We start from the raw sequence: 21,627 nt of genomic DNA on the forward strand, positions 1-21,627 counted from the left end.
GCGGCCGTCGGACCGTCCGAGCGTTCGCGGCCGCCCACCTGGCCGGCTCGCTGGCTGGCTGGCTGGCTGGCTGGCTGGCTGGCCACTTCGCGCTGTTTCACGGCGCTCCAAACCGCACAAAGTGGCCAGTCAGGTGGTGGGTGCGCGTCAGCCGAGCTGCGCAGTCTCCGCCATGGCGCTAGCAAGGGCGCCAGCAAGGGCGGGCGGCTGCGCCGGTGCGGCGGCGCGCTCGACGGCCAGCGCAAGCACGGCCCGCGCCACGCGGTCGTTCTCGCGGAAGGCGACGGCGTTCGTGCCCGGGCGGGCGAAGGCTCCGGCGAAGGGGGCGTTCGTGTACGGTCCGATCGCGAAGGCGCCGGGGTGCGGGTCGCCGTCGGCGCGGATCAGCCGTGAGTCCGCCGGGCGCACGAGGAGCCGCCCGGTCGACCCGGTGAAGTCGGCGTCGGAGACCAGCTCCTCGCACGCCGCTCCGGTGTCGATCAGCGACCGCAGCGCCGCGTTGTCGCTCCTGCGCACGTGCGCGTCGGGCAGGCGCGCGTCGACGAGGACACGGGCGGTGACCTCGCCCGGCGCGCTCGACGAGCTCGCCGCGAAGTGGCCGGCGCGGCCGGCCCCGTCGGCGCGGCCGACGTCGCCGACGTCGTCCTCGCCGGAGACGACGGCACGCACGGCGGTGTCCGCACCCAGAAACTCGACCACTCCGGCACGCGAGAGCGCCAGCAGCTCGTCCAGCCGGTGCGCCGGGGGCCCGCTCGCGATGAAGCTGAAGTAGTTCGGCCACCAGACGGCGAGGTCGTGCGCCCGGGATCGCGCGGTCCACTTGGGCGAGTCGATGATCGACCCCAGGTCGAACAGCGCGTAGAGCAGCGAGGTGAACAGGCCGAGCGTCGCGCTGTGCTCGGGCGCGCTGCGGGCGTGCAGGTCGAGCCCGATGTAGTAGCGCAGGGTCTCCTGCAGCTCGGCGCGCGACTCGGCCCGCACGCCGGCGAGCGGGCGGTCGAGCGCCTCAAGGTCGAGCCGGTCGACCGGGTTCGGAACCGCGGCCGCGATCGCGGCGTGCAGCTGCGGGCTGTTCCAGCGGTAGCGCTCGAGAAACGGCACGAACCTCTCCCACGGCACCCGCACCCGGTCGGGGTGGCCCACGAACAGCTCGTGGTAGTAGCCCCACTGCAGCTCGGCGGCGATGAGCGGCCAGACGTCGCGCGTGAACGACAGCGTCTCGCTCGACGCCTCGAGCGCGGCCGCGATTCGCGCGGTGAAGAACCGCGGCTCGGCCCGCGGTGCCGCGAGCGCCGAGCTGATCTTCGAGTGGTACGGAACGCCGCGGCGCGACCCGAGCAGCAGCAGGGGCTCCTCACCGCTCGGCAGATAGTCGAGCTGGCCGGGCAGCGAGGCCGATGGCACGAAGCGTCCTCCGCGCCCCTCGGTGAGCAGCACGGTGAGGTCGACCGCGGCGAGCCCCATCCCCCGCACGATGACGGGCTCTCCGGCTCGGATCGCCGAGAGGTCGGCGTCGGCGGTGAAGTCGGGAGCGACGTAGTGCAGGCCGTGGAGTTCGGCGAATTCGAGCAGCTCGACGTGCTCGGGTTCCGGAGTGGAGCCCGAGTGACCGAGGGCGTAGAGCACGATGTCGGCGGCGACGACCACGCCGTTGTCGAGCGCGACGAGCTGAGTGCCGTCCGGGGCATCCGTCACCGTCGTCGCGCTCGCGGCGTATTCCACGACGGTCGCCGGCAGCGCGGCGATCGCCCGGCGGTAGAACCACGCCAGGTACTCGCTCTGCAGCCGCCTGGTCGGAAAGGAGTCGCCGGCGAGATGCTCGAGCTCGTGGGCGACGAGCGGGTCGTCGACCTGCAGCTCGATCTGCCCCGACCGCGCCTGCACCGCCCACTCGATGAGCGACGGCCCCTCCCACACCGGGCCGTCGACCGTGGACGACACGTCGGTGAACATCGTCACGTCGCGCGCCATCGAGTTGAGTTTGAGCAGGGGCGACTGGGCGCTGCGCCAGATGCGCCCGGCGCCCGGCGGGTGCGGATCGACGAGGTGCACCACGAGGGGCAGTCCGTTCGCGATCTCCGGCAGATTCGCCGCGAGTCGCTCGAGAAAACCGACCCCGCGGGGTCCGGCGCCGATCACGGCGAGCTGGATTGACATGGCACAACAGTCACCGCGCAATCCATCGGAAGCGTCGAACATGACGCCGCGTGACGGTGTGACGAAGTGTGAACGGCGATTGTTGTGGCCTCGAGAAATCGCCGCATACCGTCGGGAAATCGCGGCGCACTCGGCACCGCAACGAACGAAGGCGGACGCAGACATGGGCATCGAATTTCTCGGCATCGCGGGTCTGAACGACGGCGGCGAGACCCAGGCGCGCTCGGGCGCCAGTTTCGACAAGGACTACACGCTGCGTTTCGCCCGAGCCCACGAAGACAACGGCTGGGACCGCATCCTGTTCGCCTACCACTCCGGCGCCCCCGACCCGTCGACCGCCGCCGCGTTCATCGCGAGCAAGCTCGACCACCTGAAGATCCTGCTCGCGCACCGCCCCAACGTCTCCTATCCGACCTACGCCGCCAAGGTGTTCGCGACTCTGGACCAGATCAGCGACGGCCGCCTCAACGTGCACTTCATCACCGGCGGGTCGACCGCCGACCAGGCGGCCGAGGGCGACTTCCTCACCAAGGACGAGCGGTACGCGCGCACCGGCGAGTACATCCGCATCGTCAAGCAGGCATGGACGAGCCGTGAGCCGTTCAGCTTCGACGGGGAGCACTACCGGTTCGAGAACTTCGTCTCCGACATCTGGCCGCACGGCGACCGCCCGGAGGTCAGCTTCGGAGGGTCGTCGCCGGCCGCGTACGCGATCGGCGGGGCCGAGGCCGACATCTACGCGGTCTGGGGAGAGCCGCTCGCCGACACCGCGGAGCAGATACAGACGATAACGGATGCGGCAGCCGCCGCCGGCCGCGAGCAGCGCCCGAAGATCCAGGTCGCGTTCCGCCCGATCCTCGGCGCGACGGAGGAACTCGCGTGGGAGAAGGCCCAGAGCATCCTGCACAGGATCGAGCAGCGCACGGCCGGAGCGGCTCCCAGCTCGTTCGTCGGCGACCTGAAGAACCCGGAGAACGCGGGCTCGCAGCGCCTGCTCTCCATCGCCGAGGCCGGCGACCGCTACGACCGCGCGCTCTGGACGAAGCCCGCGGCCGTCAGCGGCGGACGCGGCAACTCGAACGCGCTCGTCGGCACGCCCGAGACGGTCGCGGCGGCCCTGCTCGACTACGTCGACCTCGGCGTCGACATCCTCTCCGCCCGCGGCTATGACTTCGTCAACGACACCATCGACTTCGGCCGCTACGTGATCCCGATCGTCCGCGAGGAGGTCGCGCGGCGCGACGCCGCACTGGCGAAGGCCTCGGCCGAGGCATCCGACGAGCTGAAGCGGCGGGCGCACCATGACGCAGCGTGAGGCCCCGGTCGCTGAGCCTGTCGAAGCGTCTGAGCCTGTCGCCCTTCGACAAGCTCAGGGACCGGTGTCGGCTCAGGGAACGAGCGTCGCCTACCGCCACACCACGCCGCTCGACCCGCAGGCGCAACTCGTACTGCGCGACCTCGAACGCGAGTACGACGCCCGCTACGGCAACCTGTTCGGCGAGCCGGCCTCGGTCGAGATCGCGCGCTACCCGGCCGACGCGTTCTCGGCGCCGGGCGGCACGTTCCTGCTGCTCGAGATCGATGCCGCCCCGGTTTCGGCCGGCGCGTTCATGACCATCGACGCGACAACGGTCGAGTTCAAACGCATGTGGACGCACGCCGACCACCGCGGGCGAGGCCTCGCGAAGCTCGCGCTCGCCGAGCTCGAGGTCGAGGCCAGGCGCCGCGGGTTCACGCGCGTCGTGCTGAGCACGGGGCCGCGGCAGCCGGAGGCGGTGCGGCTGTACCTGTCCACCGGCTACACGCCGTTGTTCGACCGGGCGCAGGACGCCGAGCAGATCGTGATCCATCACTTCGAGAAGGAGCTGTCATGACGCAGGTAGAGAACCGGAGGGCGGCGGCGGCTGAGCCTGTCGACGGGGCGCTTCGACAGGCTCAGCGACCGGAGGCGGCTGCGCTTCGACAGGCACAGCGACCGGAGGCGGCTCAGCGACCAGGGGCGGTCGACTTCGGCGCCCTGCCCGTCGTGCGCACGAAGCACTGGATCCGCTGGATCCTCGGCGCCGTCGTGATCTTCGTCGTCGCCCAGTTGGTCTGGACCCTGTTCACCAACGCCGGCTACGGCTGGCCGACAGTGGCGAGGTACTTCTTCTCCGACGCGATCCTGCGCGGGCTCGGCATGACCCTCACCCTCACCGTCGTCGCCGGCGCGCTCGGCTTCGTGGTCGGCAGCCTGCTGGCGCTCATGCGGCTGTCGAAGTCGCCGCTGCTGAACTCGTTCGCGTGGAGCTTCATCTGGTTCTTCCGGTCGGTGCCGCTGCTCGTGCAGATCCTCGTCTGGTTCAACCTCGGCTACCTCTACCCGACGATCGGCCTCGGTGTCCCGTTCACGACCGACTACTTCGTCGAGACGCAGACCGTCACCCTCGTCAGCGCGTTCGCGGCGGCCGTGCTCGGCCTGTCGCTCAACCAGGCGGCCTACTCCGCGGAGATCATCCGCGGCGGCATCCTCTCGGTCGACGCCGGCCAACTCGAGGCGGCTGCGGCGCTCGGCATCCCGCAGCACCGGCGCATCACGCGCATCATCCTGCCGCAGGCGGCACGCTCGATCATCCCGAACGCGTTCAACGAGATCATCGGACTGCTCAAGGGCACCTCGATCATCTCGGTGATCGCGCTGGCCGAGCTGTTCTACGTGTCGCAGGTCATCTACAACCGCAACCAGCAGGTGATCCCGCTGCTGCTCGTCGCCGTGCTCTGGTACATGATCCTCACCACGGTGCTGAGCATCGCGCAGTTCTATGTGGAGCGCTACTACTCCCGAGGCTCGGCCCGGGTGCTGCCGCCCACGCCGATCCAGCGCGCGAGAGCGTGGGCCGCCGTGCAGTGGAACCGGCTCGACGACGAGCCCAAGAAGGAGGTCGCGGCATGACGACGTCGACTTTGACCACGCAGGGGCACGTCGAGATCCGCGACGTCACCAAGAGCTACAACGGCGTCGAGGTTCTGAGCGGCGTATCGCTCACCCTCGAGCCGGGCGAGGTCGTGACGATCCTCGGGCCGAGCGGCTCGGGCAAGTCGACGCTACTGCGCACCATCAACCACCTCGAGACGGTCGACTCCGGCTGGGTCGCGATCGACGGCGAGCTCATCGGCTACGAGCACCGCGGCGGCAAGCTCTACGAGCTCAAGGAACGCCACGTGCTGCGCCGCCGCACCCAGGTCGGCATGGTGTTCCAGAACTTCAACCTGTTTCCCCACCTCACCGCGCTCGAGAACATCGTCGAGGCGCCCGTCGGACTGAAGAGGCTGAACAGGGCGGATGCACGCGAGCTGGCGCTCGGACTGCTCGAGAAGGTGGGTCTCGCCGACAAGGCCGACGCCTACCCCCGCCAGCTCTCCGGCGGGCAGCAGCAGCGCGTCGCCATCGCACGCGCGCTCGCCCTGCAGCCGAAGGTGCTGCTGTTCGACGAGCCCACCTCGGCTCTCGACCCGGAGCTCGTCGGCGAGGTGCTCGACGTCATCCGCGAGCTCGCCGGTCTCGGCACGACGCTCGTCATCGTGACGCATGAGATCGGCTTCGCCCGCGAGGTCTCCGACCGTGTGATCTTCATCGACCACGGGGTGGTGCTCGAACAGGGCGGCCCCGGCGAGGTGCTCGGCGATCCGCAGCATCCGCGAACCCGCGAGTTTCTCGCGACCGTCCTCTAATCCACCCACAGCAAAGGAAACAGACCATGGCAATCAGAAAGAAGACAGCGGCCGTCATCGCCGGAGTCGCGGCCCTCGCCCTCGTCGGCGGCGGCGTCACCGCCCTCGCGCTCACCTCCGGCGGCGACGCCGAGGCCAGCGGCTCGCAGGAGAACGCAGCATCCCGGTTCAACCTCACTGCCGACCAGGACCGGGTGCGTCTCGACGCGGTCTCCGAGGCGGTCGCCTCGCTCGCGGCCGGCGGCTTCGAGCCGATCGAGGCCGGCAAGCTCACGGTCGTCACCTCCCCGTACGCCGCGCCGCTCGGGCTGTACGCCGACGACGACACGACGCTGATCGGCAACGAGGTCGACCTCGCCCAGCTGGTCGCCGACGGTCTCGACCTCGAGCTGAACATCCAGGCGGCCGCGTGGGCCGACTGGCCGCTCGGCATCCAGTCGGGAAAGTACGACCTGATCCTCTCCAACGTGACCGTCACCGACGAGCGCAAGGAGCTCTACGACTTCGCGAGCTACCGCCAAGATCTGCTCGGCTTCTACGTGAAGGCCGACTCCCCGATCGACTCGATAGAGGAGGCGGCGGATGTCGCGGGGCTCAAGATCATCGTCGGCTCAGGCACGAACCAGGAGAAGATCCTCCAGGCGTGGGACGAGGAGAACATCGCCGCCGGCCTCGACCCGGTGGAGTACCTCTACTTCGACGACACGGCGAGCGGCGCACTCGCCCTGAAGTCGGGACGCGCAGACGCCAACTTCGGCCCGAACGCCACCTCGGCGTACGCCGCGGCCGTCGACGGTGAGACCAAGCTCGTCGGAACCGTCAACGGCGGCTGGCCCCTCACGGCCGACATCGCCGCAGCGACCGCGAAGGGCAACGGGCTCATCGAGTCGGTCGGCATCGTGCTGAACGCCGCGATCGAGGGCGGCGAGTACGCCGAGGTCCTCGAGCGCTGGGGACTCACCTCCGAGTCGCTCGCCACGTCGGAGATCAACCCGCCCGGCCTGCCGAAGAGCGAGTAGCCGTCGGCGCCGCCGCCCGCGCCGCACCGGCCGGGCGGCCGCGCCGTCACACGGGTTAACAATCCGCGACGCGACCGCCGCGAGACTCCGCGGCTGCGGCCCGCACACCGCGTTCTCCACCCGGAGGGCCCACCGAACCCGGGTATTCTCGTGGGGTCGGCGCCACCCGGAGCCCGGCGCACATCGGAGGAACGAGTGATCGATCGCGGCATCGCGTTACCGGCGCTCGACGACTCCGTGGTGCTGGCCGACGGCGCCGTCTTCATCCTCGACCGCCGTGTCTTCCCGTCGAGCATCGCGTGGGTACGCGCCGACACCGCGCAGGAGGTCGCCGCGGCGATCACCGCCATGGTCACCCAGAGCTCCGGCCCGACCTTCGCGGCCTGTGCCGGCCTCGAGCTCGCCGCGCTCCAGGCGCAGCGCCTCCCGCTCGACGACGCCCGCGCCAGCCTCGCCGCGGCCGCCGAAGCCCTCGCCAATGCTCGCCCCACCAACAACCACCCGCGTGAGGCCGCCGAGAGCGTCATCGCCGCGACCGCCGGTGCGACCTCCACGTCCGAGCTCCTCGAGGCCGCGGTCGACGCCGCTCGCGCCTTCGCCCTGCGCTACCGAGCACGCAGTCGCGCCCTCGGCGAGCACACGGTCGCCCTGCTCGACGACGGCGCCCGGCTGCTCACCCACTGCTGGATGGACACCTATCTGATCGAGCTGGTGCGGGCGGCGGATGCCGCGGGCAAGACCTTCGAGTGGGTGGCGACCGAGACCCGCCCCTACCTGCAGGGCGCGCGACTGACCGCGCACACCCTGCGCGAGATGGACCAGCGCGTCACCCTCATCACAGACGGCATGGCCGCCGCGGCCCTCGCCCCCGGGTCGCGCCTCGGCGCGATCACCGCCCTCGTCACCGCCGCCGACCGGGTCAGCCTCGACGGCAGCGTCGCCAACAAGGTCGGCACGCTCGGCCTCGCCGTAGCGGCGAACGCCTTCGACGTGCCGTACTACGCGCTCGTGCAGTCGCCGGACGCATCCGTGCCCACCGGTGCCGACATCGTCATCGAAGACCGCGACCCCGCAGAGGTGCTGTCCATGCTGGGCGCCCGCACGGCATCCGCCCTCGTCACCGACGCCTGGTACCCGGCGTTCGACGTGACCCCTCCCCGCTTCGTCACGGCTGTGGTCACCGACCGCGGCGCCTTCGCCCCCGGCTCCCTCGCGGAGTACTCCACAACCAGAATCGATGCCCGGTGACCGAGACCACGAACGCTGAAACCACCGAATACGAGCTGCTCGTCGACCGCGACGACGTCGTGCGCTACTTGGACGGGGCGGGTCTGCTGCCTCGACTGGCTTCCTCCCCCGGCGAGGTCGACGTCGTCGAGGTGACCGCCGGCAACATGAACCGCGTGTTCATCGCCCGCGGCCCGCTCGGCAGCGTCGCCGTGAAGCAGGCGCCGCCGTGGGTGCAGGCCGTCGGTCCCGACTGGCCGATCGATCCGGTGCGCATCGCCTCGGAGGCGCGCGCCTACGAGATGCTCTCGGCGCTGGTGCCGGCGAGTGTTCCTACCGTGGAGCCCGTCGACCTCGACCGCTACGTGCTCGTGATGGAAGACCTCTCCGACCTCGACGTGCTGCGCGACGTGCTCGTGCGCCAGGTGGCCGACGTCGTCGCGGGCCGCGAACCCGCCTCGATCGACTTCGACTCCCTCGGCCGCGTCGTCGGCCGGTTCAGCGCGGAGCTGTCGCTCGCCACGAGCGTCATCGCCCTCGACCCGGCGGCTCACGCCGAGCTCGTCGTCACCGCCGCGAACCCCGAGCTGTGCGCCCTCACCGAGACGGCGGTGCTCGACGAGCCGTACCGCCTCAACGACCACAACCACTGGATTCCCGAGATGGATGCCGCGGTGCGTGCCCTCTACGTCGACACCGAGCTGCTCGCCGCGGTCGCGACCGTGCGCGAGGTGTTCGCGACCCGCGCCGAGGCGCTCATCCACGGCGACCTGCACTCCGGCTCGGTCATGATCGGCGAGCGCGACGGCGTGCAGGCGATCAAGATCTTCGACCCCGAGTTCAGCTTCGTGGGCCCCGTCGGAATGGACCTCGGACTGTTCTGGGCCAACCTCTCCATCGCCGCGATCGCCGCAGAGCGAGTCGGCGCAACTGAGCTCGCCGCCGCCCGCGCGTCGGCGATCGACGCGAGCTGGGACGAGTTCATCGCCGCTGTCTCGGAACGCTGGCCGGAGCGCGCCGGCACTCCTGACGGGCTCGACCTCGAGGCCTGGCTCGCCCGCATCCGCAGCGATGCCTGGCTGTTCGCCGGAGTCGAGTCGATCCGCCGCACCGCCGGCTTCTCACACGCCGCCGACTTCACCACCCTGCCGGCCGAGCAGATCCCCGCCGCCTACCGCGAGCTGCTCGCCCGCGCCCGCACCTGGGTCGTCACCGGTGCCGACGTGACCACCACCATCGAAGGAACCCCGTGACCCTGCGCATCACCGCGACCACGCTCGTGCTCGACCTCGAGGGCACCACGAGCGCCGCCGGCTTCATCCTCGGCGACCTGTACGACTACGCGCGGCCCCGTCTCGGCGCCTGGCTCGACGACCACGCCGCAGACCCAGCGATCGCCGCCGCCCGCGAGCAGGTCGTCGCCGACGCGGGCCTGTCCGAAGACGCCGCGACCGAGCAGATCGTCGCCGTGCTCGTGCGGTGGATGGCCGACGACGTGAAGGCCACACCGCTCAAGACGATCCAGGGGCAGATCTGGGCCGAGGGCTTCGCGCGCGGCGAGATCAGCTCCCATTTCTTCGACGACGTGATCCCACGCCTGCGCGCCTGGCACGCCGCCGGTGTGCGGCTGGCCGTATTCTCCTCCGGCTCGGTCGCGAGCCAGGTGCCGTGGTTCCGCCACTCCCCCGACGGCGACCTGACGCCGCTCATCGTCGACTACTTCGACACCGTCAGCGCGGGTTCCAAAAAGGACCCCGCGTCGTACACCGCCATCCGCACCGCTCTCGGCGACGACGCCGGCTCCCTCGTGTTCTTCACCGACCACCCCGACGAGGTCTCCGCGGCCGTCGACGCCGGCTGGCAGGTCGTCGCGTTCTCCCGCCCCGGCGAACCGTGGTTCGAGGCCGACTTCGGCGACGTGCCCGTCGTGGCGTCGTTCGACGACGTCGAGGTGGTCGCGGCATGAACCAGTTCTCCCCCCAGGGCATCACCGACGAGACCCTCGTCGCCGCCGGCACCGCCCTCGCCGCGGAGGCCGCCCGGTTCGCCGGCCTCGGCTGGATGCGCGGAACCTCGGGCAACCTGTCGGTGACGCTCGAACGCGACCCGCTGCTGCTCGCCGTCACCGGGTCGGGCCTCGACAAGGGCGAGCTGACCGCCGCCGACTTCGTGGTCGTCGACCGCGACGGAGAACGGGTCGAGGGCCGCGGCGGCTCCGGCCACCGCCCGTCGGCCGAGGCCGGGCTGCACGCCCGAATCGCCCGGATCACCGGCGCGGGCGCCGTCGTGCACGTGCACGCGCTGCCCGCCGTGGTCGCCGCGCACCACTGGCCCGACGGCGTCGTGCTTCGCGACCTCGAGATGCTCAAGGGGCTCGGGCATCTGGCCCACGACGAGACCGTGGTCATCCCCGTCGTGCAGAACAGCCAGGATATGACGGAGCTCGGCGACGCGTTCGAGAGCCGTTACCTTCCGGCGACCGCCGACGTCGCCGAGGTGCCCGTCGTGCTCGTCGCGAAACACGGCATGTACGCGTGGGGCGCCGACCTGAAGCAGGCCCGCTGGCACGCGGAGCTCATCGAGTGGATGCTGCGCTTCGCCATCGAGACCCGCGAGCTCGAGACCCGCTAGTTGGTCATGCTCCCGGCCACCACGACGGTGCGCTTGCGGGAGAACGTGAAGCTGAACAGCAGGGCCACGAGAAGCACGAGGCCCTTGCCGAAGTCCTGCGCGTAATAGGGCAGACCCACCATCGTGAAGCCTGTCACCATCACCGCGATGAGCACGGCCCCGAGGGCGGTCCCCCACGCGTTGGGGCGGCCGATGCCGAGCACCGAGACGCCGACGAGCGACACGGCGACGGCGTCGAGCAGCAGCGAGTTGCCGGCGCTCACGTCGCCCTGGCCGATGCGGGCGGCGAGGAGCAGGCCGGCGACCGAGGCGAGCAGCCCGCAGCCGACGTAGGCGGCGGTGCGGTACAGCTGCACGCGGATGCCGGCCAGCCGGGCCGCCTCCGAGTTCGCACCCACGGCGTACAGGGCGCGTCCCCACCGGGTGCGTTCGAGCAAGAACCAGAGCAGCGCCGTGAGCAGCACGAAGATCACGACCGGTACGGGCACCGGGCCGATGCTGCCGCGGTCGAGCCAGAGGAAGTCGTCGGTGAACTTGCCCGGCGCCGTCGAGCCGTCGGCGAGGGTCATCCGTGACGAGATCGACTTGCCGTCGACGATGAGCAGTTTCAGCCCGACGATCACGAACATGGTGGTGAGTGTGGCGAGCAGGTCGGGGATGCGCGCGACGACGATGAGCAGCGCGTTGAGCGCCCCGATGAGGGCGCCGCAGAGCAGCACCACCCCGACGGCGACGCCGCCGACCTGGTTGCCGACGACCATGGTCCAGGCGGCGATAGAGACGGCGAAGCCGGCGGATGCCCCGACCGACAGGTCGATGCCGCCGACAGTCATCGCGATCATCACGCCGAGTCCGGCGATCGCGGTGGGGGCGATGAACTTGAGCATGCCGAAGGCGTTGTCGACCGTGCGGAAGTTCGGCTCGGTGATGGCGAAGAACGCGATCAGCAGCACGGTGACCGCGACGAAGCCCCAGCGCACGACACCGGCGGAGACCCGTTCGCCGACGCTCGCACGAACGCGGTCGATGGCGGCCTCCACGCGGGGCGGCGCAGAGAAGCCCTGGCCGGTGGGGAGCTGGCTCATGTCGTGATTCCTTCTGCTGGTGCCGGTGAGGTCTGTACTGATGCGGGCTGGGTCTCGCCCAGGAACGCCTCGACGATGCGCGCCCGGTCGAGTTCGTCGGCATAGCCGTCGAGGGCGACGACGCCGGCGACGAGAACGACGATGCGGTCGGAGACCTCGAGGATCTCGTCGACGTCGCTCGACAGCACGACCGCGGCGCCGCCGGAGCGGGCGAGGTCGGTGAGCCGGTCGCCGATGCCGCGACGGGCGGCGATGTCGACGCCGCGGAACGGCTCGTCGAGCACCGCGAGGCGCGGCGACGCCGACAGCCAGCGACCGACGACGACCTTCTGCTGGTTGCCGCCGGACAGGTCGTCGATCGGGGTGTCGACCGACTCGGTCACGACGTCGAGGTCTGCGACGACGGCGGCGGCGCGGGCCGTCTCGCGTCCGGTACGCAGGGTGCCCCACCGCGACGCCTCGGCGAGGAAGGGCACGGTGATGGTGTGGGCGACCGACCAGCCGGGAAGGATCGCCTGCCGCTGGCGGTCCTCCGGAACGAGCACGACCCCGGAGCGGATGGCGTCGCCGGGGCGACGCGGGGCGTAGGGCTCGCCGCCCAGCGTGAGGGTGCCCGCCGCGGGCCGCGCGAGACCGCCGAGGATCTCGGCGAGCTCGGTCTTACCTGCGCCGATGAGGCCGAGGATGCCGAGCACCTCGCCGCCGCGGATCGTGAGCGATACGGGAGCGGCGCCCGGCAACAGGGGAACGCTGTCGACCTCGGCGACGACGGTGGCCCCGCGGTCGGCGCTCACCCGCTGCTGCGACAACTCGGTCGCGCGGCCGAGCATGTCGTGCAGGATGCCGTTCCAGGCGAAGGGGCGGTCGCTGTGGCTCTGCACCGTGCCGTCGCGCAGCACGACGACGCTGTCGGCGAGCGCCTCGATCTCGCCGAACCGGTGCGAGACGTAGACGATGGCGAGCCCGTCGGCGCGCAGCGCCCGCAGCACCTCGAACAGGCGGTCGGCCTCGGCCGAGGTGAGCGCCGACGTGGGCTCGTCGAGGATGAGCAGGCGGGGCGTGCTGCGCAGTGCGCGAGCCAGTGTCACCAGCTGGGCATCCGAGATCCTCAGGTCTCTGGCGTCCTGGCCGAGCACACGGTCCGACCAGTGCAGTCCGAGCACGGCGAGGGCGGTCCGGGCGTTCGCGAGGTCGCGGCGCCGGTTGCGCAGCGCACCGCGGAGCCCGCCGGCGAGGTCGTCGAGCAGCACGTTCTCGGCGACGGTGAGCCCCGGAACGATGCCGTCGGCCACTTTCTGGTGCACGGCGGAGATGCCGAGGTGGCGGGCGACGGTGGGGCTCGAGAGCGCGGCCTCCTCTCCCGCGACGGAGATCAACCCGGTGTAGCGGGGGTTGGCGCCCGAGAGCGCCTTGATCAGTGTGGACTTGCCCGCGCCGTTCGCCCCGAGCAGCGCGGTGATGCTTCCCGGCGCGAAGTCGAGGTTCACGTCGCGCAGCACGACGTTCGTACCGTAGGAGAACGAGACCCCGCGGAGCGACACCACGCCGAGGGAGACGTCCGCGGGGCGGGCGTCTCCCTCGGCGGGATTCGGCGGTGCGAGTGGAACCGAGGTCACGAGGTGGCGGGCAGCCAGTCTGCGACGACGGTCGTGTCGAGGGTCAGGCTCGGCTCTGCCTCGCGCAGGGAGTCGACGTTGTCGACCTCGTTCTCGGCGAGGAAGTCTTGCGTGATGACGATGGCGGGGAACTGCACGTCGTCCTGGTCGAGCTGGCCGGCGAGGTGCAGTGCGAGCGAGCGCACGACGGCCGCGCCGACGGCCGCGGGATCGGTGGCGGATGTCGCGACCCAGGGGCTGTCGGCCTGGTTGATGACCTCGAGGTCGGCGTTGGAGATGTCGATGCCGTACACCTTGACCTTCGACTGCAGGTTGTTCTGGATGACGGCCTGCACGGCGCCCTTGGTGATCTCGTCGTAGGGGGCGAAGATGGCCTCGACGTCGGGGTTCTGCTTCAGGGCGGCGTCGACGAGGGGGATGTTGTCGCTCGCGGTGGACTCGCTCACCTTGCCGGTGGAGAAGACGACGTCGAGGTCGTGGTCGGCGACGAAGGAGTCCCAGACGACGGCGCGGCGGTCGAGCGCGGCGAAACCGGTCGCCGACACGTAGCCGACCTTGGCGCCGTCGCCGACGTCGGCGATCAGCTGGTCGAGCACGCCACTGGCCATCGACTCGTCGGACTGCGAGGTGGTGATGACGCCGGTCGCGTCGGTGAGGGCGAGGTCGTAGACGACGACGGGGATGCCCGCATCGACGGCCTTCGTGATGAGGGGCTGCAGCGTGTCGGTCTGGCCGTGGTCGACGATGATCGCGTCGGGCTCCGACGCGATGGCCTGCTCGAGGTCGCTCGCGTGCTTCGCGTTGTCGTTGCGGGCGTCGGTGATGGTGAGGTCGATGTTCGCGGCGGCGGCCTGCGACTTCGCCCCGGCCCCCCAGGCCTCGAAGTAGTCGCCGGCGCCGCTCTGGCGCACGAGCGCCACACTGACCGGGTCGCCGTCGAACGGGGCGGGCAGCGGCGCGCTCGCGGCCGTCGTGGTCTTCGTCGACCCCTCGGCGGCGTCGCCGCTGGACTGCGCGCAGCCGGTGAGCGCGATGATGGCTGTCGCCGCGAGGGCGGCGAACGTGATGCTGCGTGAGTGGGCCATGTGTCGGATCTCCGTGGGGTCGGGGTGTGGTTCGCTCATGCAACCAACTGCCGCGTGCTATCGCCCAATTCTGTGACCCCGTATTACGCCCGCTGGGGCTTCGGGGCGCGTGCCGGAGGGGTGCGGAAATAGCATGGGCACATGACTCTATTGACCGTGTGGGACGAAACCGACGAGACCACCCCCGTACTGCAGACCCGCGACGCCGCCCTCATCGGCGACACCCTCTCGCCGCTCGGCGTGCGCTTCTCCCGCTGGGAGCTCAAGGAGCTCTCGGCGACCCCGACGCAGGACGAGGTGCTTGCGGCATACCGCACCGAGATCGACGCGGTGAACGCCGCGCAGGGCTACACCCTCGTCGATGTCGTATCGATCGCGCCATCCGACGATCCGGCCTATGCCGAGCTCGCCGCCACCGCGCGCCAGAAGTTCCTCAGCGAGCACCAGCACGACGACGACGAGGACCGCTTCTTCGCCCGCGGCTCCGGCGTCTTCTACCTGCGCGTCGAGGGCAAGGTCTACGCGGTCTTCTGCGAGGCCGGCGACGTTATCTCGGTGCCCGAGAACACCACCCACTGGTTCGACATGGGAACCCGCCCCGAGTACGTGTCGGTGCGCTTCTTCCACGACGACGACGGCTGGGTCGGAAACTTCACCGGCAGCGACATCGCCACGAAGTTCGCCACCTACGACGAGCTGGCAGCGGTACCGGCCTAGCGGCTGCGCGGGTCTCGCGAGCCCCTTCCTAGCGCGGCACGGTCGCCCCGTGCGGCCGATCAGCGCGGCGCGGTCAGCGAGAAGAGAGCCGGCGCGGGCCGTCCGTCGACGAGGTCGGCGAGGATGCGGCCCACCGTCGGCGTGAACTTGAAGCCGTGCCCGGAGAAACCCGCCCCGACCGCGATCGGTCCGGCGCGGTCGATGACGAAGTTCGAGTCGGGCGTCGTCGTGTAGGTGCAGCTGATCGGCACGAGCGCGTCGGCGTCGACGCCGGGCAGCCACTCCCGGGCGTAGCGCTGCAGGGCGGCGAGTTGCACCGGTTCCGGGGTGTAGGTGCGAGCGTCGGGATCGAGCACGGGCCCGACGCCGTGCCATCCGGCCTTGACGCCCTCCCCCGGCGTGAACATGCCGTAGACGGCGGTGTACCAGTAGTCATAACGGGCATCCCCGGCCGACGGGGCGTGGTTGAACCCCGGCCACTGCAGCTCCGGGTCGCGAACGGCGAAGTGCGCCGGCTGTTCCTGGCTGACGACCAGCCGCGGGTGTGCGGTGACGCCGGCGAGCAGCTTCTCGGTCCAGGCGCCCGCGGTGACGACGACCCGGCGGGCGACGACCGTGTGCTCGGAATCAGCGGTGGTGTACGTGACGCGCACCTCGTCGTCGCCGAGAACTCGCAGCGAGGTGACGCGCGCGCCGTGGCGCACCTCCGCGCCGGACTCGGCCGCCGCCCCCTGAAGGGCTGTGACCGCGCGGTCGGCGTTCAACTGCCCGGCCTGGGCGTTGAACAGCACCCGCGAGTCGAACCGGATGCCGGGCCACCGCCGCTGGGCCTCGTCGACGGGGAGGAATTCGCTCGGTATCCCGGCCGCGGCGAGGGCGGCGTGCACGGCGTCGAAGGCCGGGTTGTCGCCGTGGTTGGCGACGCCGACAGACGAGAGCAGCCTCTGACTGCTCGACGCCTCCAGCTCGCGCCACAGCGGCAGCGCCTCGACGAGCATGCTCACGTAGGTGGGGTCGGCGTACGACTGGTTGAAGTTGCGCGTCGCGCCGTGGGAGGCGCCGTTCTTGTGCAGGGGCTGGAATCGCTCGAGCAGCAGCACGTCGCGACCGCGGGAGGCGAGCTGCCAGGCCGCGGCACTGCCCATCGCGCCGCCGCCGATCACGACGACGTCGGCCGACTCGCTCGAGGTCACGAACCGGTGGCGTCGCGCAGTGCCTCGAAGCCGCCGTCGACGTGCGAGACGGCCTTGAAGCCGTGCTCGTCGAGGTAGTCGGCGACGGGGCCGGAACCGGCTGTCGTCCCGCAGAAGATCACGACCTCGCGGTCCTTGTCGAGTGTCTCCGCGAACGCGGCGACATCCGCCTTGGCAACGACGGTCGCTCCCTCGATCGCGCCGTTGGCCTCGCGTCCGGCGTCGCTGCGCACGTCGATGAGCAGGGCACCCCGCTCGATGCGGTCGCGGGCGTCGGCGGCTGTGCTGGGGGCGATCTCGGTCATTCGGTGATCCTATCTGCGGGTCGGAGTCTAGATCTGGTGCGAGATCGCCGCGGTCTCGACGACGCTGCGTCGGATGAGCGGCAGCGCGCGGGCGATCGCGAGGTCGATGCGCTCCTGCAGTTGCAGCGACGAGACTTTGTAGTTGTCGAAGTCGGAGTTGTTGGCGTACACGCCGATCGGCAGTGTCAGCGCCTGGAAGAAGCCGAACAGCGGGCGGAACTGGTGCTCGAGGATGAGCGCGTGCCGGTCGCTTCCGCCGGTCGCGACGAGCAGCACGGGCGTGTCGACGAGGGCGTACTGGCCGACGAAGTCGAACAGGTGCTTGAACAGTCCCGTGAACGACGCGCGGTAGACGGGGCTCGCGACGATCAGCAGGTCGGCCCCCTCGATGCGCAGCAGCTCCTGCTCGACCGAGTCGGGCAGCTGGTCGCGGCGCAGCGCGCCGGCGAACTCCGGGCCGATGTCCGCCACCTCGATCACGTGCGCGTCGATCGGTACGGTCGACCCGAGCGACGCGAGGATCTCCCGCACCAGGGCGGTGGTCTTGGATGGCGCGTGGAGACTGCCTGAGACGGCGACGACTTTCAACGGCTGGGTCATGATGGTCCTTTGCGGAGATCTAAAGGGGCTGGAGTTGTACGCGGAGCCGGGTGTTGGGCACGGCGGGGAGGCCGAGGTGCTCGCGCAGCGTCGCCCCCGCGTAGTCGGTGCGGAAAAGCCCGCGGCGCTGCAGTTCGGGCACCACCAGTGTGGCGAAGGCGTCGAACGAGTCACCAGTGCCGCTCGCTGCGGCGGAGAACGCGGAGAGGATCGTGAAGCCGTCGACGGCCCGCGCCCTGAACCAGGTCTCGAAGTGGTCGGCGATGTCGGCGCCCGACCCGACGAGCACGGGCGCGGTCACCGCGTGCGCGACGAGCAGCTGACGGTAGGTGGTCGGGCGTGGCCCGCCGACGGTTCGACCCGACCGGGACCGGACGACCTCGACGAGCTGCGTGCCGAGCGAGCTGAACCGCGCGGCGATGCGCACCGGCACCGCGTCGTCGAGGCTGACGCCCGCGAGCGGCACGCCGAGCACACTCGCCAGGGTGCGCACGCTGCGGTTGGCGGGCAGGGCGAGCGGCTCGCGGGCCGGCTGCTCGTCGGGGAGGGGAACCAGGTCGACGAGTTCGTCGTAGGCGTCCCACGCCTCCTCGCGGGTCGGCGCGACGACGGGCATGATCGGCATCACGATGCGGAACTCGTGAGCCCGCCTGCCCTCACGGGCCACCTGCTGCTTCGCGACCACGTACTGCTCGACGGCCTCGTCGAAGGTGCGCGGGCTGGCGAACAGCAGGTCGGCGTCGCGCGCGGCGAGGTGCCGGGCACCCAGCGAGCCGCCGACGACGGCGATCGGCGGGTGGCCCTGCGGCGGGCGCACGGCGTTGAGCGGTCCGGTCGACGCCCGGTAGGCGCCGACGAAGTTGAGCGGATGCAGCTTGGACTGGTCGATGAGACGCCCGGTCGAGGCATCCGACACGAAGGCGTCGTCTTCCCAGCTGTCCCAGAGTCCGCGCAGGATCTCGATGAACTCGCCCGCGGCGGCGAAACGGTCGGCGTCGCTGTGCACGGTGTCCCAGCCGAAGTTGCTCGCCGATCGCGCCTCGGCGCCGGTCGCGACGCACAGGGCGACCCGTCCGCCGCTGAGCAGGTCGATCGACGCCGACGAGCGCGCAGTCGTGTACGGCTCCGAGTGCGCGGAGCTGACCGTGGCGACGAGCCCGATGCGCTCGGTCAGCGCCGCGAGGTAGGAGATCGCGGCGAACGGCTCGACACGCGCCAGAAGATACGGATCGGTGTGCTCGAACTCCGGCGCGGTCGCCAGCCAGTCGCCGAAGAAGAGGAAGTCGAGCCCGGCCGCCTCGGCCGTCTCGGCGAGGCGCCGCAGCACCGCGCGGTCTTCGCGGGGGTCGCGGTGCGCGCCGTCCCGCCGCCAGCCCGACGGCCACGCTCCGAGGGTGCGCACGGTCGCCCCGAGAACGAGGTGTCCCTCGCGTCTGGGTAGCTGCTGGCCGTTTATCGTCACGCTTCGACGCTAGGCACGCGACGGCCCGCGGTCGAGTGCGCCGGACACACGAGGTAAAGAGCTGACCCACTTCGTAACAGTCAGCGGTCAGCGGTAGCGGCGCCCCTCGTCGCGGCGGAAGAGCACGAGGGCCGCCGTGAGCGTGACCGCGGTCCAGCACAGCCAGCCGACCCACGCCCAGGTCTCGAGGTCGCCGCCCTGCACCGCCCAGACGACGATCTCGCGGGCGTGACGGGAGGGCAGGAACCGCGAGATCGACTCGAGCCAGTCGGGAAAGATCTCCGGCGGCAGGAACAGCCCGCCGCCGAATGCGAGGCCGAACATCACGACCTGCACGACGGCGATGGCCGCTTTCGCCGGCATCGAGTAGCCGATGCAGATGCCGAGAAGCATAAAGGGCAGGGCGGATGCCGCGAGCGCGACCAGTCCGAGAAGAACACGCCACCACGACGCCTCCGCCGCGGTGAACAGGGCTCCGAGCACCACGACGGGAATGATCGCGGCGATCGCGATCGCGCCGGTGGAGAAGAGATGCCCGAGCACGCGGGAGATGCCGGGCGCGGGTAGCGTGCGCAGGTAGGGGTCCCAGGGCTTCTCGCGGTTCTCCGCGATGCCGAGGCCGAAGCTGAAGAGGGAGTTCGCGAGCACCGCGAACACGCTCAGCGAGATGACGGCCTGCGTGGCCCAGAGCGGGTTCTCGGCGACGGCGCGTTGCGGCACCACGAAGAAGAGCAGCGACAGCGCCGGGAAGGCCAGGGCGCTGATGACCGCGATCGGCACTCGCGCGGTCTCGAGAAGCGAGTACTTGGCGTGGACGAAGGTCAGGTTCACGGCGCTCATCAGACGGTCTCCCGTTCGGTCAGGGTGAGGAAGGCTTCTTCGAGGGTCGCGCCGCGCACCGACAGGTTGCGGAACGGGATGCCGGAGGTCACGAGCCTGGCGACGAGGGCGTCGGAGTCTTGCGAGTAGAGGGTCGAGAGCCCGGCCGGACCGGTCTCGAGCCCGACGACGCCCGGCAGTTCGCCGATCGCCGCGGTGAAGTCAGACTCGAGGGTGAGCCGGCGCAGGCTCACGCGGCCCAGCACGTTGCCGAGGCTGTCGTCTTCGAGCACCCGTCCGCGGTCGATCACGACGACGCGCTCGGCGAGCTGCTCGATCTCCTCGAGGTAGTGGCTGGTGATGACGACGGTCGCCCCGCGGTCGTGCTGGGAGCGGATGGCGTCCCAGAGCACCCGTCGCGCGTCGACGTCGAGTCCGGTGGTCGGCTCGTCGAGCAGCACGAGCTTCGGCCGGCCGACGAAGGCGAGCGCGACGCTCAGCCGCCGCTTCTGCCCGCCGGAGAGCGCGCCGGTCTGCTTACGCGCGAGCTCGGTGAGCCCGAACTCGGCGAGCAGCTCGGCCCGCGGAACCGGCGACTCGAAGTGCGCCCCGACGAAGTCGACGACCTCACCCACCTTCAGCGTCTCGGGCAGCGCGGTGGCCTGCGGTGTGCAGCCGAGCAGCCTGCGGTTGCGGGCGTCCTGCGGCGAACCGCCGAACAGTTCGACGGTTCCGCTCGAGGCGCGGCGCAGGCCCTGCACGAGCGTGAGCAGAGTGGACTTGCCGGCGCCGTTCGGGCCGAGCATGCCCATGATCTGGCCGGGGCGGATGTCGAGGCTGACGTCGTCGAGAGCCGTCACGTCGCCGAAGCGGCGCGTCACGTGATCGAGCCGGGCGAGGAGGTCGTTCATCTCTGTTCCCCTAACACTGTGCGTAGGTTGTCCATGTAGTCCTCGAACGCGCGGCGGCCCTTCTTGCTGAGGCCGAGGTAGGTGATCGGGGTGCGGCCCTTGTGGGCCTTGGTGATGTCGACGTAGCTGGCGTCCTCCAGCTTGCGCAGGTGGGTGGATAGGTTGCCGGCGGTCATGTCGAGCAGCTCCTGCAGGCGCGGGAACGAGATGCTCTCGTCGAGTTCGAGCGTCGAGAGCGCGGCCATGATGCGCAGTCTCGCCTGAGCGTGGATGACGGGATCGAGCTCATCCACGGCGCGCGCTCCCCGACGCAGCCGCGCGCAGTCGGCGCAGTCGCACGAGCGAGAGAACGGCGAGCGCGATGAACGCGAGCCCGCCGGCGAGGGCGAGGAAGAGGTAGTGGTTCGGATATCCGAAGTAGGGCGCCGCCGCGGCGATCGCGACGAGCCAGATGCCGGCGACGAGAGACGGCACCGTGCGCCAGATGGCTCCCGCGATCATGTACATGATGCCCGCGAAGAACACGTAGGCGCTCGGGTAGTAGAAGTTCGCCATCTCGGCCGTCATGCCCGCCGAACGAAGAGCTCCGCCGAGCACTCCGAGCGCCGTAGCGCCGACTCCCCAGGTGACCCCGTACGCGGTGCCCGTGAACGCGGCCGCGGTGCTGCCTCGCAGGCCACGGCCGCTGCGGATGCCGAGCCACGCGGAGAGCGCCGATGTCACCGCGACGCAGGCGACGAAGATCCCGATCGCGACCGGCATCGCCAGCGCGAAGCCGGGCCGTGCGCCGTCGATCAGCCACAGCGCGCCGAACCCGAGAAGCCACGTCAGCCCCCACGCCATGGTGATCACCGGCACGAATCCGTTCACCTGACTCTCGATGCTGCGCTGCTGGTTCTGCATCAGCGCGTACATCGCGGCGGGATCGAGGGGCGCGTCGTCGTCGACGTTCGGCGTCCGCTCGGCGTGCGCCGCGGCATCCGAGGGTCTCTGCTTTGAATTGCTCATGAGTACTTTGTAACGCAAACCACTCTGCGGTGTCAACGATTTTGTGGATCAGGGCGGATGTCGGCGACGCCCGACCCACTG

22 protein-coding genes are annotated in these 21,627 nt (G+C 70.6%); 10 read left to right on the forward strand and 12 right to left on the reverse strand.

Annotation, left to right across the window (positions count from 1 at the left end; all coding sequences use genetic code 11):
- Positions 1–147: 147 nt before the first annotated feature.
- Entirely contained in the window at positions 148–2,157 is a 2,010-nt protein-coding gene (locus ABIE21_RS09545) for an FAD/NAD(P)-binding protein (protein ID WP_354024592.1), read from the reverse strand.
- 163 nt (positions 2,158–2,320) lie between these two features.
- On the opposite strand from ABIE21_RS09545, the gene ABIE21_RS09550 reads away from it, so the two are divergent.
- The 9 genes from ABIE21_RS09550 to mtnB all read left to right on the forward strand — a co-directional run bounded on the left by ABIE21_RS09550 (position 2,321) and on the right by mtnB (position 10,745).
- Entirely contained in the window at positions 2,321–3,472 is a 1,152-nt protein-coding gene (locus tag ABIE21_RS09550) for an LLM class flavin-dependent oxidoreductase (protein ID WP_354024593.1), read from the forward strand.
- Entirely contained in the window at positions 3,459–4,031 is a 573-nt protein-coding gene (locus ABIE21_RS09555) for a GNAT family N-acetyltransferase (protein ID WP_354024594.1), read from the forward strand. The genes ABIE21_RS09550 and ABIE21_RS09555 overlap by 14 nt, the downstream gene beginning before the upstream one ends.
- On the forward strand, positions 4,028–5,089 hold the full coding sequence (locus ABIE21_RS09560) for an amino acid ABC transporter permease (protein WP_354024595.1): 1,062 nt from the start codon (positions 4,028–4,030) through the stop codon (positions 5,087–5,089). The genes ABIE21_RS09555 and ABIE21_RS09560 overlap by 4 nt, the downstream gene beginning before the upstream one ends.
- On the forward strand, positions 5,086–5,868 hold the full coding sequence (locus ABIE21_RS09565) for an amino acid ABC transporter ATP-binding protein (protein ID WP_354024596.1): 783 nt from the start codon (positions 5,086–5,088) through the stop codon (positions 5,866–5,868). The genes ABIE21_RS09560 and ABIE21_RS09565 overlap by 4 nt, the downstream gene beginning before the upstream one ends.
- A gap of 26 nt (positions 5,869–5,894) precedes the next feature.
- Complete coding sequence (locus ABIE21_RS09570; RefSeq protein WP_354024597.1) at positions 5,895–6,887, forward strand: ABC transporter substrate-binding protein; 993 nt, start codon at positions 5,895–5,897, stop codon at positions 6,885–6,887.
- Positions 6,888–7,082: 195 nt separating this feature from the next.
- A complete protein-coding gene (locus tag ABIE21_RS09575) occupies positions 7,083–8,135 on the forward strand; it encodes a hypothetical protein (protein ID WP_354024598.1) in 1,053 nt (350 codons plus the stop codon).
- Positions 8,132–9,367: a phosphotransferase gene (locus tag ABIE21_RS09580; RefSeq protein ID WP_354024599.1), complete on the forward strand. Its 1,236-nt coding sequence runs from the start codon at positions 8,132–8,134 to the stop codon at positions 9,365–9,367. The genes ABIE21_RS09575 and ABIE21_RS09580 overlap by 4 nt, the downstream gene beginning before the upstream one ends.
- Complete coding sequence (gene mtnC, locus ABIE21_RS09585; RefSeq protein ID WP_354024600.1) at positions 9,364–10,080, forward strand: acireductone synthase; 717 nt, start codon at positions 9,364–9,366, stop codon at positions 10,078–10,080. Before ABIE21_RS09580 ends, mtnC begins: the two co-directional genes overlap by 4 nt.
- Positions 10,077–10,745, forward strand: coding sequence for a methylthioribulose 1-phosphate dehydratase (gene mtnB, locus ABIE21_RS09590; RefSeq protein WP_354024601.1), 669 nt, complete (start codon positions 10,077–10,079; stop codon positions 10,743–10,745). Before mtnC ends, mtnB begins: the two co-directional genes overlap by 4 nt.
- Here mtnB and ABIE21_RS09595 read toward each other — a convergent pair.
- From ABIE21_RS09595 to ABIE21_RS09605, 3 genes are read right to left on the reverse strand one after another with little or no spacing between them, the layout of a single operon-like run.
- A complete protein-coding gene (locus tag ABIE21_RS09595) occupies positions 10,742–11,830 on the reverse strand; it encodes an ABC transporter permease (protein WP_354024602.1) in 1,089 nt (362 codons plus the stop codon). The genes mtnB and ABIE21_RS09595 overlap by 4 nt on opposite strands.
- Positions 11,827–13,446, reverse strand: coding sequence for a sugar ABC transporter ATP-binding protein (locus tag ABIE21_RS09600; RefSeq protein ID WP_354024603.1), 1,620 nt, complete (start codon positions 13,444–13,446; stop codon positions 11,827–11,829). Before ABIE21_RS09600 ends, ABIE21_RS09595 begins: the two co-directional genes overlap by 4 nt.
- Positions 13,443–14,570: a substrate-binding domain-containing protein gene (locus ABIE21_RS09605; RefSeq protein WP_354024604.1), complete on the reverse strand. Its 1,128-nt coding sequence runs from the start codon at positions 14,568–14,570 to the stop codon at positions 13,443–13,445. Before ABIE21_RS09605 ends, ABIE21_RS09600 begins: the two co-directional genes overlap by 4 nt.
- A gap of 102 nt (positions 14,571–14,672) precedes the next feature.
- Here ABIE21_RS09605 and ABIE21_RS09610 point away from each other — a divergent pair, with 102 nt between their 5' ends.
- Entirely contained in the window at positions 14,673–15,248 is a 576-nt protein-coding gene (locus ABIE21_RS09610) for a 1,2-dihydroxy-3-keto-5-methylthiopentene dioxygenase (RefSeq protein ID WP_354024605.1), read from the forward strand.
- Positions 15,249–15,307: 59 nt separating this feature from the next.
- On the opposite strand, the gene ABIE21_RS09615 is transcribed toward ABIE21_RS09610, so the two are convergent.
- The 8 genes from ABIE21_RS09615 to ABIE21_RS09650 all read right to left on the reverse strand — a co-directional run bounded on the left by ABIE21_RS09615 (position 15,308) and on the right by ABIE21_RS09650 (position 21,546).
- Positions 15,308–16,441 carry an FAD-dependent oxidoreductase gene (locus ABIE21_RS09615; RefSeq protein WP_354024606.1) on the reverse strand — a complete coding sequence of 378 codons (1,134 nt, stop codon included), beginning with the start codon at positions 16,439–16,441 and terminating at the stop codon, positions 15,308–15,310.
- The gene (locus ABIE21_RS09620) at positions 16,438–16,746 is read right to left on the reverse strand and encodes a rhodanese-like domain-containing protein (protein ID WP_354024607.1); all 309 of its coding nucleotides are present in this window, start codon (positions 16,744–16,746) and stop codon (positions 16,438–16,440) included. Before ABIE21_RS09620 ends, ABIE21_RS09615 begins: the two co-directional genes overlap by 4 nt.
- 27 nt (positions 16,747–16,773) lie before the next feature.
- On the reverse strand, positions 16,774–17,346 hold the full coding sequence (msuE, locus tag ABIE21_RS09625) for an FMN reductase (protein ID WP_354024608.1): 573 nt from the start codon (positions 17,344–17,346) through the stop codon (positions 16,774–16,776).
- 19 nt (positions 17,347–17,365) lie between these two features.
- Positions 17,366–18,808, reverse strand: a complete 1,443-nt coding sequence (locus tag ABIE21_RS09630; protein ID WP_354024609.1) for an NtaA/DmoA family FMN-dependent monooxygenase — start codon at positions 18,806–18,808, stop codon at positions 17,366–17,368.
- 87 nt (positions 18,809–18,895) lie between these two features.
- A complete protein-coding gene (locus tag ABIE21_RS09635; RefSeq protein ID WP_354024610.1) occupies positions 18,896–19,648 on the reverse strand; it encodes an ABC transporter permease in 753 nt (250 codons plus the stop codon).
- Positions 19,648–20,538: an ABC transporter ATP-binding protein gene (locus ABIE21_RS09640; RefSeq protein ID WP_354024611.1), complete on the reverse strand. Its 891-nt coding sequence runs from the start codon at positions 20,536–20,538 to the stop codon at positions 19,648–19,650. The genes ABIE21_RS09635 and ABIE21_RS09640 overlap by 1 nt, the downstream gene beginning before the upstream one ends.
- On the reverse strand, positions 20,535–20,831 hold the full coding sequence (locus ABIE21_RS09645; RefSeq protein WP_354024612.1) for a transcriptional regulator: 297 nt from the start codon (positions 20,829–20,831) through the stop codon (positions 20,535–20,537). The genes ABIE21_RS09640 and ABIE21_RS09645 overlap by 4 nt, the downstream gene beginning before the upstream one ends.
- On the reverse strand, positions 20,824–21,546 hold the full coding sequence (locus ABIE21_RS09650) for a hypothetical protein (RefSeq protein ID WP_354024613.1): 723 nt from the start codon (positions 21,544–21,546) through the stop codon (positions 20,824–20,826). Before ABIE21_RS09650 ends, ABIE21_RS09645 begins: the two co-directional genes overlap by 8 nt.
- Positions 21,547–21,627: the final 81 nt, after the last annotated feature.

Origin of the sequence: Conyzicola nivalis, from assembly GCF_040548875.1 — a bacterium.
Classification (GTDB): Bacteria; Actinomycetota; Actinomycetes; order Actinomycetales; family Microbacteriaceae; genus Conyzicola; species Conyzicola nivalis_A.